General features: G+C 64.0%; 13 protein-coding genes. 10 read left to right on the forward strand and 3 right to left on the reverse strand.

Annotation, left to right across the window (positions count from 1 at the left end; translation table 11 throughout):
• Window positions 1-2: 2 nt before the first annotated feature.
• The 10 genes from ACQ4N9_RS14590 (at window position 3) to gcvP (ending at window position 12,538) form a co-directional block, all read left to right on the forward strand.
• Entirely contained in the window at window positions 3-557 is a 555-nt protein-coding gene (locus tag ACQ4N9_RS14590; RefSeq protein WP_125462173.1) for a YecA family protein, read from the forward strand.
• A 21-nt stretch (window positions 558-578) separates the two neighbouring features.
• Window positions 579-1,913, forward strand: coding sequence for a Xaa-Pro aminopeptidase (gene pepP / locus ACQ4N9_RS14595; protein ID WP_125462174.1), 1,335 nt, complete (start codon window positions 579-581; stop codon window positions 1,911-1,913).
• A complete protein-coding gene (ubiH, locus tag ACQ4N9_RS14600) occupies window positions 1,910-3,109 on the forward strand; it encodes a 2-octaprenyl-6-methoxyphenyl hydroxylase (protein ID WP_390966400.1) in 1,200 nt (399 codons plus the stop codon). Before pepP ends, ubiH begins: the two co-directional genes overlap by 4 nt.
• Window positions 3,106-3,588 (forward strand): DUF4442 domain-containing protein, encoded by a 483-nt coding sequence (locus ACQ4N9_RS14605; protein ID WP_110992150.1) that lies wholly within the window; start codon window positions 3,106-3,108, stop codon window positions 3,586-3,588. The genes ubiH and ACQ4N9_RS14605 overlap by 4 nt, the downstream gene beginning before the upstream one ends.
• Window positions 3,589-3,597: 9 nt before the next feature.
• Window positions 3,598-4,815 (forward strand): 2-octaprenyl-3-methyl-6-methoxy-1,4-benzoquinol hydroxylase, encoded by a 1,218-nt coding sequence (locus tag ACQ4N9_RS14610; protein WP_390966496.1) that lies wholly within the window; start codon window positions 3,598-3,600, stop codon window positions 4,813-4,815.
• Window positions 4,816-5,020: 205 nt separating this feature from the next.
• Window positions 5,021-6,022: an extracellular solute-binding protein gene (locus tag ACQ4N9_RS14615; RefSeq protein WP_125462178.1), complete on the forward strand. Its 1,002-nt coding sequence runs from the start codon at window positions 5,021-5,023 to the stop codon at window positions 6,020-6,022.
• Between the two features lie 161 nt (window positions 6,023-6,183).
• The gene (locus tag ACQ4N9_RS14620; protein WP_390966397.1) at window positions 6,184-7,806 is read left to right on the forward strand and encodes an ABC transporter permease; all 1,623 of its coding nucleotides are present in this window, start codon (window positions 6,184-6,186) and stop codon (window positions 7,804-7,806) included.
• Between the two features lie 124 nt (window positions 7,807-7,930).
• A complete protein-coding gene (gcvT, locus tag ACQ4N9_RS14625) occupies window positions 7,931-9,013 on the forward strand; it encodes a glycine cleavage system aminomethyltransferase GcvT (protein ID WP_390966395.1) in 1,083 nt (360 codons plus the stop codon).
• A gap of 49 nt (window positions 9,014-9,062) precedes the next feature.
• A complete protein-coding gene (gene gcvH, locus ACQ4N9_RS14630) occupies window positions 9,063-9,446 on the forward strand; it encodes a glycine cleavage system protein GcvH (RefSeq protein ID WP_390966393.1) in 384 nt (127 codons plus the stop codon).
• A gap of 218 nt (window positions 9,447-9,664) precedes the next feature.
• Window positions 9,665-12,538 carry an aminomethyl-transferring glycine dehydrogenase gene (gene gcvP, locus ACQ4N9_RS14635; RefSeq protein WP_390966391.1) on the forward strand — a complete coding sequence of 958 codons (2,874 nt, stop codon included), beginning with the start codon at window positions 9,665-9,667 and terminating at the stop codon, window positions 12,536-12,538.
• Between the two features lie 97 nt (window positions 12,539-12,635).
• Here gcvP and ACQ4N9_RS14640 read toward each other — a convergent pair whose 3' ends face one another.
• The 3 genes from ACQ4N9_RS14640 to ACQ4N9_RS14650 all read right to left on the reverse strand — a co-directional run bounded on the left by ACQ4N9_RS14640 (window position 12,636) and on the right by ACQ4N9_RS14650 (window position 15,052).
• On the reverse strand, window positions 12,636-13,037 hold the full coding sequence (locus ACQ4N9_RS14640; protein ID WP_390966389.1) for a hypothetical protein: 402 nt from the start codon (window positions 13,035-13,037) through the stop codon (window positions 12,636-12,638).
• 199 nt (window positions 13,038-13,236) lie between these two features.
• Window positions 13,237-13,638 (reverse strand): hypothetical protein, encoded by a 402-nt coding sequence (locus tag ACQ4N9_RS14645; protein ID WP_125857085.1) that lies wholly within the window; start codon window positions 13,636-13,638, stop codon window positions 13,237-13,239.
• 7 nt (window positions 13,639-13,645) lie between these two features.
• Window positions 13,646-15,052 (reverse strand): PAAR domain-containing protein, encoded by a 1,407-nt coding sequence (locus tag ACQ4N9_RS14650; protein ID WP_390966387.1) that lies wholly within the window; start codon window positions 15,050-15,052, stop codon window positions 13,646-13,648.
• Window positions 15,053-15,324 lie beyond the last annotated feature (272 nt).

Genomic DNA, 15,324 nt, shown 5'->3' on the forward strand with positions numbered 1-15,324 from the left:
CCATGCCCAATACCCAATCGCCCTACATCGCCTTCGCCATGCTGCTGTCCAGCAATGGCCACCCTGTCACCCCGGCCGAGCTGCATGGCCTGCTGATCGGCCGCAGCTGCGCCGGTGCCGGTTTCGATGCCGATGCCTGGCTGGCCGACGCCGCCCAACTGCTGGAAACCGAACCCGGCGACACGGTTCGCAACGCCCTGATCGGCCTGCAGGAGATGGTCAAGGCCGAGCTGACCGGCGAAGACGTCGCCATCGTGCTGCTGCTGCCTTCCGACGATGCCGCGCTGAGCGACCGCGCCACCGCGCTGGGCCAGTGGTGCCAGGGCTTCATCACCGGTTTCGGTTTGAACGCCGGCGGCAAGGACCTGTCCACCGATGCCAAGGAAGTGCTCCAGGACCTGGTAGCCATCTCGCAAGTCCAGGAAGCCCTGGAAGAGTCCGAGGACGGCGAGAGCGACTACATGGAAGTCATGGAGTACCTGCGTGTCGCGCCGCTGCTGCTGTACACCGAGCTGGCCGCACCGGCCGCGCCCGCGCCCAAGCCATCGCTGCACTGATCGATTCGGGGTCGTTTGCCCATGAGCCACATACCCAAGGCGGAGTACGCCCGTCGGCGCAAGGCGCTGATGGCGCAGATGGTCCCCAACAGCATCGCCATCCTGCCCGCCGCCGCCGTTGCCATCCGCAACCGCGACGTCGAGCACGTCTATCGCCAGGACAGCGACTTCCAGTACCTCAGCGGCTTCCCCGAGCCCGAGGCGGTGATTGCCCTGATTCCCGGCCGCGAGCATGGCGAGTACGTGCTGTTCTGCCGCGAGCGCAACCCTGAGCGCGAGCTGTGGGACGGCTTGCGCGCCGGCCAGGACGGTGCGATGCGCGACTTCGGTGCCGACGATGCCTTCCCCATCACCGATATCGACGAGATCCTGCCTGGCCTGATCGAAGGCCGCGAGCGGGTCTACAGCGCCATGGGCAGCAACCCCGAGTTCGATCGCCGGCTGATGGACTGGATCAACGTGATCCGTTCCAAGGCCCGCCTGGGCGCGCAGCCACCGAACGAATTCGTTGCCCTGGATCATCTGCTGCACGACATGCGCCTGTATAAATCGGCGGCGGAAGTGAAAGTCATGCGCGAGGCCGCGGCGATTTCGGCGCGGGCCCATGTGCGGGCCATGCAGGCCTGCCGCGCCGGGCTGCACGAATACAGCCTGGAAGCCGAGCTGGACTACGAGTTCCGCAAGGGTGGGGCGAAGATGCCAGCCTACGGCTCGATCGTCGCGGCCGGGCGCAACAGCTGCATCCTGCATTACCAGCAGAACGACGCGCCGCTCAAGGACGGTGACCTGGTGCTGATCGACGCCGGTTGCGAGATCGACTGCTACGCCAGCGACATCACCCGCACCTTCCCGGTCAGCGGGCGTTTTTCGCCGGAGCAGAAGGCGATCTACGAACTGGTGCTCGCGGCCCAGGCCGCGGCCTTCGCGGTGATCGCCCCCGGCAAGCACTGGAACCATGCCCACGAGGCCACGGTGCGGGTGATCACCGAGGGCCTGGTGGAACTGGGCCTGCTCAAGGGCGAGGTGCAGGCGCTGATCGACAGCGAGGCCTACCGCGCCTTCTACATGCACCGCGCCGGGCACTGGCTGGGCATGGATGTGCACGACGTGGGCGAATACAAGGTCGGTGGCCAGTGGCGCGTGCTCGAACCGGGCATGGCCCTGACCGTCGAGCCGGGCATCTACATTGCCGCCGACAACCAGAACGTCGCGAAGAAATGGCGCGGCATCGGCGTAAGGATCGAGGACGACGTGGTAGTCACCAGGCAAGGTTGTGAAATCCTCACCTCGGGCGTACCGAGAACCATCGCCGAGATCGAAGCGCTGATGCTCGATGCCCGCAAGGCTGTGGCATGAGCCGGGTCAACCTGGCGATCATCGGTGGCGGGCTGGTTGGCGCCAGCCTTGCCCTCACGCTCCAGGCCGGGGCCAAGGCCCGCGGCTGGAAAATCCTGCTGATCGAGCCGTTCGCCCCGGGCGACAGCTTCCAGCCCAGCTACGACGCGCGCTCCTCGGCGCTGTCCTACGGCACCCGGCAGATCTACGAGCAGTTGGGCTTGTGGCAGGCCATCAGCCGCCGCGCCGAGCCGATCAGCCAGATCCAGGTGTCCGACCGTGGCCGCTTTGGCGCCACCCGCCTGGATGCGCTCGAAGAGGGCGTGCCGGCGCTGGGTTACGTGGTCGAGAACGCCTGGCTCGGCCAGTGCCTGTGGCAAGCCATCGACAATGAGGTGGTGAGCTGGCGCTGCCCGGCCGAGGTCAAGGCGATGCAGGCCATCGCCGGCGGCTACCGCCTGCAACTGGACGACGACACTTCGCTGGAGTGCGACCTGGCAGTGCTGGCCGACGGCGGCCGTTCCGGCTTGCGTGAACAGTTGGGCATCCACGTGCGCAGCACGCCCTATGATCAGAGCGCGCTGATCGCCAACATCTCCCCGGGCGAGGCTCACCGCGGCCAGGCGTTCGAGCGCTTTACCGAGCAAGGCCCGATGGCGTTGCTGCCGTTGCCGGAAAACCGCTGTGCGCTGGTCTGGACCCGCCAGGGCATGGACGCCCGACGCCTGGCCGAGCTTGACGAGCGCAGCTTCCTGCGTGAACTGCAGGACGCCTTCGGCTACCGTCTCGGCGCCTTGCGCCAGGTGGGCGCGCGGCACCTGTACCCGCTGGCGCTGGTCGAGGCCCAGGAGCAGGTGCGCCCGCACCTGGTGGTGCTCGGCAACGCCGCCCACAGCCTGCACCCGATTGCCGGCCAGGGCTTCAACCTGTCGCTGCGTGACGTGCAGTCGCTGGCCGACGCACTGCTGGCCGGTCCGCAACAACCGGGCGACCTGGCCACCTTGCAGGCCTACCAGCAGCGCCAGCGGCTCGACCAGGCGCTGACCATCGGCTTCTCCGACCAGGTCACCCGCGTGTTCGGCAGCAACCAGCCACTGATCACCACCGGGCGCAACCTCGGCCTGCTGGGCCTCGACCTGTTGCCACCGGCAAAAAGCTGGTTCGCCCGCCAGGCCATGGGCCTCGGCACCCGCCCTGACCCGCGGGGCCGCCCATGAGCGATCCCCGCAAGCTCGCGCGCAAGGCCCGCCTGCTGCGCTGGCTGCTCAACTGCTACCCGCCCTACCTGGGCGCCGGCATCCGTGTCCAGGCCATCAGCCCGGACATGCGCAGCGTCAAGGTGCGCATGAAACTGACGCGGTGGAACCGCAACTACGTCGGTACCCAGTTCGGCGGCAGCCTGTACTCGATGGTCGACCCGTTCTACATGCTGCTGCTGATCGAGCAGCTGGGGCGTGAATACATCGTCTGGGACAAGGCCGCCAGCATCGATTTCATCTCGCCGGGCAAGGGCCCGGTGTACGCCGAATTCCACGTCGACGACGCGCTGCTGGACGAGATTCGCCAGCAGACCGCCAGCGGCAAGAAATACCTGCCCAGGTTGCAGGTGGAGATCCGCGATGGCGCCGGCGAGCTGGTGGCGCGGGTCGACAAAACCCTATATGTGCGGCTCAAGCCGCAAGCGAGGCAGGCGTAAGGCATGGAAATGCGCGCAGATCTGTTGATTGTCGGTGCCGGTATGGTCGGCAGCGCCCTGGCCCTGGCCCTGCGCCACAGTGGTCTGGAAATCCTCCTGCTCGATGGCGGCCCGCTGTCGGTCAAGCCTTTCGATGCCGATGCGCCGTTCGAGCCGCGCGTCAGTGCGCTGTCGGCGGCCAGCCAGCGCATCCTTGAGCGCCTTGGCGCCTGGGACGGCATCGCCCGGCGGCGGGTCTCGCCGTACTCGGACATGCATGTCTGGGATGGCAGTGGCACCGGGCAGATCCACTTCTCGGCGGCTAGCGTGCATGCCCAGGTGCTCGGCCACATTGTCGAGAACCGGGTCATCCAGGATGGCCTGCTGGAGCGCCTGCACGACAGCGACGTCGGCCTGCTGGCCAACGCTCGCCTGGAGCAGCTGCGCCGCTCGGGCGATGAGTGGCTGCTGACCCTCGCCGATGGCCGCACGCTGCGAGCGCCGCTGGTGATCGCCGCCGACGGCGCCAATTCGGCGGTGCGCCGCCTGGCCGGTTGCGAAACCCGTGAGTGGGATTACCTGCACCATGCCATCGTCACCAGCGTGCGTTGCAGCGAAGCGCACCGCACCACGGCCTGGCAGCGGTTCACCGACGAAGGCCCGCTGGCCTTCCTGCCGCTCGATCGTGATGGCAAGCAGGACTGGTGCTCGATCGTCTGGTCGACCACCCCGGAGCAGGCCGAGCAGGCCATGGCAATGGACGACGCGGCGTTCTGCACGGCGCTGGAGCGGGCTTTCGAGGGGCGTCTGGGCGAGGTGCTGGAAGCGGACCCGCGGGTGTGTGTACCGCTGCGCCAGCGCCATGCCAAGCGTTATGTGGAGGAGGGCCTGGCGTTGATCGGCGATGCCGCCCACACCATTCACCCGCTGGCGGGGCAGGGGGTCAACCTGGGCTTCCTCGATGCCGCGGTGCTGGCCGAGGAGCTGGTGCGCGCCACCGAGCGTGGCGAGCGTCTGGCTGATGTGAAGGTATTGAGCCGCTACGAGCGCCGGCGCATGCCGCACAACCTGGCGCTGATGGCGGCGATGGAGGGCTTCGAGCGATTGTTCCAGGCCAACCCGTTGCCGTTGCGCTGGTTGCGTAACAGCGGCTTGAAGCTGGTGGAGCAGATGCCTGAGGCCAAGGCGATGTTCGTGCGTCAGGCGCTGGGGCTTAGCGGTGACTTGCCGGAGCTGGCCAAGGCTTGAGATTGCCGGGGCTGCTTTGCAGCCCTTTCGCCGGCAAGCCGGCTCCCACACGGGTGGTACCACCTTAAGTCACTGTGGGAGCTGGCTTGCCAGCGAAAGGACTGCAAAGCAGTCCTCTGCAACATCTGGTAACTGCTCCGCAGGTGAGCCAGAAAATGGGATTCACTACCATTCGCACCTCTCATATCAGCGAGGAGTGCCCCCCATGTTGCCCCGCAAACCCCTACTGGCCGCCCTGGCCCTCACGCTGTTCGGCGGCACCGCCCAGGCAGCGGACGAAGTGGTGGTGTACTCCTCGCGCATCGACGAGCTGATCAAGCCGGTGTTCGACGCCTACACCGCCAAGACCGGCGTCAAGGTCAAGTTCATCACCGATAAAGAAGCGCCGCTGATGCAGCGCATCAAGGCCGAGGGCCAGAACGGCGTGGCCGACCTGCTGCTCACCGTCGATGCCGGCAACCTCTGGCAGGCCGAGCAGATGGGCATCCTGCAGCCGATCAAGTCGGACATCATCGACAAGAACATCCCCGCGCAATACCGCGCTTCGTCCCACGACTGGACTGGCCTGAGCCTGCGTGCGCGGACCATCGTCTACTCCACCGAGCGCGTCAAACCTTCGGAGCTGAGCACCTACGAAGCCCTGGCCGACAAGCAGTGGGAAGGCCGCCTGTGCCTGCGTACGGCGAAGAAGGTCTACAACCAGTCGCTGACCGCCACGCTGATCCAGAACCACGGCGAGGCTGAAACCGAAAAACTGGTCAAAGGCTGGGTCAACAACCTGTCCACCGACGTGTTCTCCGACGACACCGCATTGCTCAATGCCATCGCTGCCGGCCAGTGCGACGTGGGCATCGTCAACACCTACTACTACGGCCGCCTGCACAAAGAGAAACCTGACCTGCCAGTGAAGCTGTTCTGGCCCAACCAGGGCGACCGTGGCGTGCACGTCAACCTGTCGGGTATCGGCCTGACCAAGCATGCACCGCACCCGGAAGCGGCGAAGAAGCTGGTGGAGTGGATGACCGGCGAGGAAGCGCAGAAACTGTTCGCCGACATCAACCAGGAGTTCCCGGCCAACCCGAAGGTGAAGCCTTCGGAAGAAGTGGCGGCCTGGGGCAGCTTCAAGGCTGACAGCATTCCGGTGGAAGTGGCCGGCAAGCGCCAGGCCGAGGCTATTCGCTTGATGGATCGGGCTGGCTGGAACTGAGTTTCAGCGCTTATCCTTGCGGGGCCTTCAAGGCCCCCTTCGCGGCTAAAGCCGCTCCCACAGGTTTTGTGCTGCCAGCAAGGTTTGCGCGATCCCTGTGGGAGCGGCTTTAGCCGCGAACGACCGCGCAGCGGTCGCAATCCGTAACCGAGATCCCCGCCTTGCCCCACGCCCCCCAACGCCGCTGGTACCCCCCGGTCCTTCTCATCGCCGCGCTGGTCCTGCTGCCGCTGAGCGTCCTGCTGCTGTCCTGGCAGACGGTCGACCTGCAGATCTGGTCGCACCTGCTCGACACCCAGATGAGCCGCCTGCTGGGCAACACCTTGACCCTGGTGCTGGGCGTCGGTGTCGGCGTGACCGTGGTGGGCGTGAGCCTGGCGTGGCTCACCAGCCTCTGCGAATTCCCCGGGCGGCGTTGGCTGGATTGGGCGTTGATGCTGCCATTCGCCATCCCGGCCTATGTCCTGGCGTTCGTGTTCGTCGGCCTGCTGGATTTCGCCGGCCCCGTGCAGAGTGCCCTGCGCGAAGTCTTCGGGCCGATGCGCCTGCCCCGGGTGCGCTCCACCGGCGGGGTGATCACCGTGCTGGTGCTGGTGTTCTACCCCTACGTCTACCTGCTGGCGCGCACCGCGTTTATGGCCCAGGGCAAGGGCCTGATGGAGGCAGCGCGGGTGCTGGGGTTGTCGCCGTTGCAGGCGTTCTGGCGGGTGGCATTGCCCATGGCGCGGCCGGCCATCGGTGCGGGTATCGCCCTGGCGCTGATGGAGACACTGGCCGATTTCGGCGCGGTGTCGGTGTTCAACTTCGACACCTTCACCACTGCCATCTACAAGACCTGGTACGGCTTCTTCAGCCTGTCCAGCGCGGCGCAGCTGGCCAGCCTGCTGCTGCTGGCCGTAATGCTGGTGCTGTACGGCGAGCGGCGTTCACGCGGCGCCAGCCGCAGCGGCAACGAACGGCCACGGGGGCAGGCGCTCTACCACCTGCGGGGCATCAAGGCGTTCGCCGCCAGCAGCTGGTGCCTGCTGGTGTTCGCCTGCGCCTTCGTCATCCCGCTGCTGCAACTGCTGGTGTGGTGCTGGCAGCGGGGCCGGCATGACCTCGACGAACGTTATCTCGGGCTGGTGCTGCATACCCTCTACCTGGGTGGCATGGCGGCGCTGATCACCGTCTGCGCCGCCTTGCTGCTGGCCTTTGCCCGGCGCCAGGCGCCGACCACCGGCATCCGCGCCGGGGTCGGCCTGGCGAACCTGGGCTATGCCTTGCCGGGCTCGGTGCTGGCGGTGTCGATCATGCTGGCGTTCAGTTACCTCGACAATCAATTGGTGATTCCGTTTTCGCAATGGCTGGGTGGGGCGGGCAAGCCGCTGCTGCTGGGCAGCCTGTCGGCGTTGCTGCTGGCCTACCTGGTGCGCTTCATCGCTGTCGCCTACGGCCCGCTGGAAAGCAGCCTGGAGCGCATCCGCCCGTCGTTGCCGGAGGCTTCCCGCAGCCTTGGGGTCGCCGGGCCGAGATTGTTTTTCAAGGTGTATCTGCCGTTGCTGGTGCCGGGTGCCATGAGCGCTGCGTTGCTGGTGTTCGTCGACGTGCTCAAGGAAATGCCGGCAACCCTGCTGATGCGCCCGTTCGGCTGGGACACCCTGGCCGTGCGGGTGTTCGAGATGACCAGCGAGGGCGAATGGGCGCGCGCCTCGTTGCCGGCGCTGAGTCTGGTGCTGGTCGGCCTGCTGCCGGTCATCGGTTTGATCCGCCGCTCGGCCCATCGTCCGGGGCAACCGCGCTAAAGGTGTCAGGCCGACAGCTTGCGGCTACAATGCGCGGCATTCGCAGCGGCGGCTCCTACAAGAACAGGTGATGACTGAACATCGCCGACTGCCGCCGCCTCGCCACGCCCGGAAGGAGAAACCCATGGGACAGCGTACGCCTCTGTATGACCTGCACCTGGCGCTCGGCGCCAAGACGGTCGATTTTGGCGGTTGGGACATGCCCCTGCACTACGGCTCGCAAGTCGAGGAGCACCATCAGGTGCGCAGTGACTGCGGGGTCTTCGATGTCTCCCACATGACCGTCATCGACATCGATGGCTGTGCCGCCACCCCTTGGCTGCAACATCTGCTGGCCAATGACGTGACCCGCCTCGACGCCCCCGGCAAGGCCCTCTACAGCCCGCTGCTGAACGCCGACGGCGGGGTGATCGACGACCTGATCGCCTACCGCACCGAGGACGGCTATCGCCTGGTGGCCAACGCGGCCACCCGCGACAAGGTGCAGGCCTGGCTGCAGGCGCACAGCGCCGGTTTTGCCATCAATTTCAAGCTGCGCCCGGAACTGGCGATCCTCGCCATCCAGGGCCCGCAAGCCCGCGAGAAGGTCGCAGCCCTGCTCAGCCCCGCACGCGCGGCCCTGATCCGCGAGCTGCGCCCGTTCGAAGGCGTTGCCGAAGGTGACTGGTTCATTGCCCGCACCGGCTACACCGGCGAAGACGGCCTGGAGATCATCCTGCCCGGCGCGCAGGCCCCGGCGTTCTTCAACGACCTGGTCGGTGCCGGCATTGCCCCGAGCGGCCTGGGTGCCCGCGACACCCTGCGCCTGGAGGCCGGCATGAACCTCTATGGCCAGGACATCGACGAAGCCCACACCCCGCTGACCTCCAACCTGGGCTGGAGTGTTGCCTGGGAGCCGGCCAGCCGCGAATTCATCGGCCGGGCCGGCCTGCTGGCGGAAATCGAGCAAGGTGTGCAGGAAAAGCTGGTCGGCCTGGTGCTGGAGGAGCGCGGCGTGCTGCGCGCCCACCAGGTGGTCCGTGTATCCGGGATTGGCGAAGGGGAGATCACCAGTGGTAGTTTCTCTCCTACGCTGAGCAAGTCCATTGCCCTGGCCCGCGTGCCCATTGCTACTGGCGAACGCGCCGAGGTGGAGATCCGCGGCAAGTGGTACCCGGTGCGGGTGGTCAAACCGACCTTCGTGCGCCACGGCAAGATCCTGATCTGACTAATTAAACGGCGGGCCAACCGCTGACCCAATCGAGGAATACAAGACTATGAGCCAAATCCCCGCCGACCTGCGTTTTGCCGATAGCCATGAATGGGCCCGCCTGGAAGCCGACGGCACAGTGACCGTTGGTATCAGTGACCATGCCCAGCAAGCCCTGGGTGACGTGGTGTTCGTCGAGCTGGCCGAAGTCGGCAAGGTGTTCGCCGCAGGCGACGCTGCCGGCGTGGTCGAGTCGGTGAAGGCTGCCTCCGATATCTACGCCCCGATCGCTGGCGAAGTGATCGCGGTCAACGAAGAGCTGGCCGACAGCCCGGAGCTGCTCAACGAAGAGCCATACGCGTCCTGGATCTTCAAGCTCAAGCCAAGCAACCCGGCCGAGCTGGACAAGCTGCTGGATGCTGCTGGCTACAAGGCTGCCATCGGCGAGTAAGCCTGAGGGCCCTATCGCGGGGCAAGTCGCACCGGCGTACCGCCGCTCCCACAATCTGGATACTCCCAAGGATTGGGTGGTGTCCTCGACCTGGCGTGGGAGCGGGCTTGCCCCGCGATGGCCCTGGCACTGCAAGCGCAAGTTTTCCCGCAACATCGCCGATCCCTTCCTAGACTTGTAAGTCTCCATGAGAACTGGTCCAGGAAGAGATCGTCGCCATGTCCCAGTCGCCGTCCCTGCATCAACTGCAAGTACCCAACTCATTCCTGAGTCGCCACCTGGGGCCCGATGCCCAGGAGCAGCAGGCCATGCTCGATGCCCTTGGCGTCGCCAGCCGCGGCGAACTGATCGAGCAGACCGTGCCGCCCGGCATCCGTTTCAACCGCCCGCTCGACCTGCCGCCGGCCCTCGATGAACAGGCCGCCCTGGCCAAGCTCGCCGGCTATGCCGCGCAGAACCAGCTGTGGACCAGCCTGATCGGCATGGGCTACCACGCCACCGTCACCCCCACCGTCATCCTGCGCAACGTGCTGGAGAACCCGGGTTGGTACACCGCCTACACGCCCTACCAGCCCGAGATCGCCCAGGGGCGCCTGGAAGCGCTGCTGAACTACCAGCAGATGGTCATCGACCTCACCGGCCTGGCCCTGGCCAACGCCTCGCTGCTGGACGAGGCCACTGCCGCCGCCGAGGCCATGGCCCTGGCCAAGCGCGTGGCGCGCAGCAAGAGCAACGCGTTCTTCGCCGACGAGCATTGCCATCCGCAAACCCTGTCGGTGCTCAAGACCCGCGCTGAAGGCTTCGGCTTCGACCTGATCATCGACTCTGTGGATAACCTCGCCAGCCACCAGGTGTTCGGCGCCTTGCTGCAATACCCCGACACCCACGGCGAAGTGCGAGACCTGCGCCCGCTGATCGACCAGTTGCACGGCCAACAGGCCCTGGCCTGCGTCGCGGCGGATATCCTCAGCCTGGTGGTGCTCACCCCGCCCGGCGAACTGGGCGCCGACGTGGTGCTCGGGTCCACCCAGCGGTTTGGCGTGCCCATGGGCTTCGGTGGCCCTCACGCGGCCTATTTCGCCTGCCGTGACGACTACAAGCGGGCCATGCCCGGGCGCATCATCGGGGTGTCCCGCGATGCCCGCGGCAACACTGCGCTGCGTATGGCCCTGCAAACCCGCGAGCAGCACATCCGTCGCGAGAAGGCCAACTCCAACATCTGCACCGCGCAGGTGCTGCTGGCCAACATTGCCAGCTGCTACGCCGTCTACCACGGCCCCGAGGGCCTGCAACGCATCGCCCAGCGGGTGCACCGGCTGACCTTCATTCTTGCCGCCGGGCTGCAAAGCAAAGGCATCAAGCGCCTCAACCAGCACTTCTTCGACACCCTCACGCTGGACGTCGGCGGCACCCAGGCGGCGATCATCGAAAGCGCCGAGGCTGCCCGCATCAACCTGCGCATCCTTGGCCGTGGGCATCTGGGCCTGAGCCTGGACGAAACCTGCGACGAAGCCACGGTGCTCAAGCTGTTCGACATCTTCCTCGGCGTCGACCACGGCCTGGACATCGCCACCCTGGACCAGCAAGCCCTGCCCGAGGGCATCCCCGGCGCCCTGGTGCGGCGCACGCCGATCCTGCAGCACCCGGTGTTCAACCTGCACCACAGCGAAACCGAGATGCTGCGCTACCTCAAGCAGCTGGAGAACAAGGACCTGGCGCTCAACCAGTCGATGATTCCGCTGGGCTCCTGCACCATGAAACTCAACGCCACCAGCGAGATGATCCCGATCACCTGGCCCGAGTTCGCCCTGCCGCACCCGTTCGCCCCGGCCGCCCAGGTGCTGGGCTACAAGGCGATGATCGACGAGCTGGAAAGCTGGTTGTGCGCCATCACCGGTTTCGACGCCATCTGCATGCAGCCCAACTCCGGCGCTCAGGGCGAGTACGCGGGGCTGATGGCGATCACCCGCTACCACCAGAGCCGTCACCAACCCAGGCGCACTCTGTGCCTGATTCCGTCCTCGGCCCACGGCACCAACCCGGCGTCGGCGCAGATGGCCGGCATGGAGGTGGTGATCGTCGAGTGCGACGAGCAGGGCAACGTCGACCTCGACGACCTCAAGGCCAAGGCCCAGGCCGCTGGCGAACGGCTGTCCTGCCTGATGATCACCTACCCCTCGACCCATGGCGTGTACGAGGAGGGCATCCGCGAGATCTGCGAGGTGATCCACCAGCACGGCGGCCAGGTGTACATGGATGGCGCCAACCTCAACGCCCAGGTGGGGCTGGCGCGCCCGGCCGACATCGGTGCCGACGTCTCGCACATGAACCTGCACAAGACCTTCTGTATCCCCCATGGCGGAGGTGGCCCGGGCATGGGGCCGATCGGCATCCGTGCGCACCTCAAGCCGTTCGTTGCCAGCCACCCTGTCGTGCCGGTGCCCGGGCTGGACCCGAACAACACGGCGGTGAGTGCCGCGCCGTGGGGCAGCGCCAGCATTCTGCCGATCAGCTGGATGTACATCGCCATGATGGGGCCACAGCTGGCCGATGCCAGTGAGGTGGCGATCCTGTCGGCCAACTACCTGGTCAGTCAGTTGCGCGATGCCTTCCCGGTGCTCTACAGCGGGCGCAACCAGCGGGTGGCCCACGAGTGCATCCTCGACCTGCGCCCGCTCAAGGCGCTGACTGGCATCAGCGAGGAGGACGTGGCCAAACGCCTGATGGACTATGGCTTCCATGCCCCGACCATGTCGTTCCCGGTGCCGGGCACCTTGATGGTCGAACCTACCGAGAGTGAGTCGAAGGCCGAGCTGGACCGGTTTGTCGAAGCGATGCTGGCGATACGCGCCGAGATCGCGCAGGTGCAGGACGGCAACTGGCCGGCCGAGGACAACCCGCTCAAGCATGCCCCGCACACCCTGGCCGATGTGTTGGCGCCGTGGAACCGGCCCTACAGCATCGAGCAGGGCATCGCCCCCAGCGCTCACGCGCGCCAGCATAAATACTGGCCGGCGGTGAACCGGGTCGACAATGTGTATGGGGACAGGAATCTGTTCTGTTCGTGTGTGCCGGTGGAGGCGTATCGCTAAAAGGAACTGTGCCCTGCTAATAGGCAGCGAGCCCCCAGAAGAGCGTTCTGCTCATCGGGCCGTTTGCTGCTGGCCGTCGCTCGGTGATTTGTCGTATTTATGAATAGGCATGATAAGTGATGGCGCATAGTAGTGCGCCGACAGCCATGAGGAGTTCGCCGATGAAAAGTTGATATTTCAGAAATTTTGGGAAGTTGTCTATTTCTTCTTTTTTTATTTTTCCAAGGCGGATATGCATTTGCTTGGTCGGCCAATGCAATAAACCTGCGATGGTGCCGGTTATCATTAATTTCCCCCAAGCCCCAAACATACACCATAAAGCGCTTTGAAGCCTTAGCCACTCACTGCTTTTCAAGGCTGAGAGCATGATGTTCAGATTTTTGGTCCATGCCAGGCGAGCAATGATGAAAAGCCCTATTAACAGGATTACCCACGGGGTAAGGGCAATGAAAAGTTTCCAGGATTTCGAGGATGACGCTAATTCAACAAGTAGGCTCATGTTGTAGTCACTCCGAGTACAGGGATTCAAACAGGACATCGCCGGTGATTTCTCCCGCCGTCATTCCGCCCACGCCCCCTACCAAGACTGCTGCGCCAGTTACGGCTATGACGCAGACAGTTGCACTAACCGGGCCAAGGCTAAGGCACGCCGCCCCTGTTACATATTTTGCCTAGGCGCGCTCGGTGATTTGTCGTGTTTATGAATAGGCATGATAAGTTATGGCGCATAGCAATGCGCCGATAGCTATGAGGAGTTCGCCGATGAGAAGTTGATATTTTAGGGGTTTGGGAAAATTATCTATTTCTTCTTTTTTAATTTTCCCAAGGCGGATGTGCAAATTTTTTATCGGCCAGTGCAATAAGCTTGCGATGGTGCCGGTTATCAGGAATTTCCCCCAAAGCCCAAACATACTCCATATAGCGCTTTCAAACCTTAGCCATTCACTGCTTTTCAGGGCTGAGAGCATGATTTCCAGATTTTTGGTCCATGCCAGGCGAGTAATGATGAAAAGCCCTGTTAGCAGGATCACGCACGGGGTAAGGGCAATGAAAAGCTTCCAGGACTTCGAGGATGATGCCAATTCAACAAGTAGGCTCATGTTGTAGTCACTCCGAGTACAGGGATTCAAAAAGGACATCGCCAATGTTTTCTCCCACCGCCATTCCGCTCATGCTCCCTGCCAGAGTTGTTGCGCCAGTTACGGCTATGACGCAAACGGTCGCACTGACCGGGCCAAGGCTAAGGCACACAGCCCCTGTTACATATTTTGCTAAAAAGCCGGCAGTCGCGCCGCCAGCAAGGCCCCCTGCAAAATTTCCAGACTCAGTGAAACGAATTTTTTTACAGGCAGTCGTTTCACCGGCTCGGCATGCCTCTTGGACTTTCAAAAGCGATGAAGAACCACCAAGGATAATCCCTACGCTCCCTCCATATTTCAGGTAGTTGGACATTTTTGCTAATTTATCCAAGTGAGTCGAGTAGCCCGGAATTTGTCCCGGCCCGCCGGCCTTGCTCCAATGATGGACCAGGCTTCTGCTTGATATACCAAGGTCTCTACGCAAGGAATCATGGCTGCCAAGGTCCATATGCTTGTTGAGAAAGGTGATTTTTAACTGTGTATCCAGTTTTCGGAAGAGCTCCTTGCGGGCACTGAAGAACTCTGGGCTTTTCAGGTGGCCGTGCTTTTGAAATTGTTGCTGATGCAAGTGCTCTATACCGCGCAGTGTGCCCTGCAACTCCTCAAGTGATCTGGCCATCATCGTCTGGACAACGCCCATCGATAAGCTTGCATCTGCGAGCAGGCCTGCAATATCGCTCTGGTGACGCATCATGAAATCCGCCTCCTCGGCGTTCATTTCCGTCAGTGCCTCCCGTGCCCTCTGCGCTGCGGCCATCAACTCGGCCTCTTCGCGGGTGCAGGCATGGCTATTGTCCGGGTCGCCGATGACGAAGATCTCTCCGGCCTTGAAGCCTTGAGCGAAGGTGGGGTTGAGCCGTTGCAAGCGGGCGACTGGCAGCGAGCCGCGCACCTCGAACAGGCGCATGAGTAACTGAGGGAATGAGGTGCTGCGTTGCACTATGTGAAACCCAGGTTCAAGGCCGCCGGGGGCGGCCGAAGCCATGGGCGATGTGGCGCGAGCAAAGGCCTGTGGCTGGGGTGGAGCGTTGCGACGCAAGCTATCGGAGGTGGGCAGGTGTGCCGAATTCGCCAGTGCCGCGACTTGCCGGTTCATTGGAGCCAAGACGTAGTTGCTACCTGCTGGGCACCCGCATTGCACGGGGGTGCCATCTACAGCGACAGGGATGCCATCCTGAAGCCAGCGTGACTCGCCATCGACGATCGTGCCTTCCTTGCCGCACCGCGGACATGGCGTGGTACGGTCGCCTTCGAGTAGCCAGCGGCGGCCATGGAAAGTACCGCGAGCCTGGCCAGCGATACAGGTGGCATCAGTACTGGTGAGATCGCCGTCCAGGCCTTGGCCTTTACCGAAGATGTTCATGCGCTGGCTCATGCTGCTGCTTCCTTGTGAGTGGAAGCGCGGACGCTAGCAGCCTGGGAACTGTCTTTTTTTAGCTCAGGAGAGTTAGAGAAAGGTCCTACGGCATTTGGCGATTTGTATGGCGCTGCCGTATGGAAATAGGGCGCCTCGGAGCGGCATTTGAGCTTTGTATGGGGACCGGAACCTGTTCTGTTCGTGTGTGCCGGTGGAGGCGAATCGCTGAAATTGCCCCGCCCTGTGGAAGCAGCAATTTTGTGTTGCTTCTACTGGCCTCATCGCTGGCA

It is taken from the genome of Pseudomonas sp. ES1 (assembly GCF_050586605.1).
Taxonomy (GTDB): domain Bacteria; phylum Pseudomonadota; class Gammaproteobacteria; order Pseudomonadales; family Pseudomonadaceae; genus Aquipseudomonas; species Aquipseudomonas sichuanensis.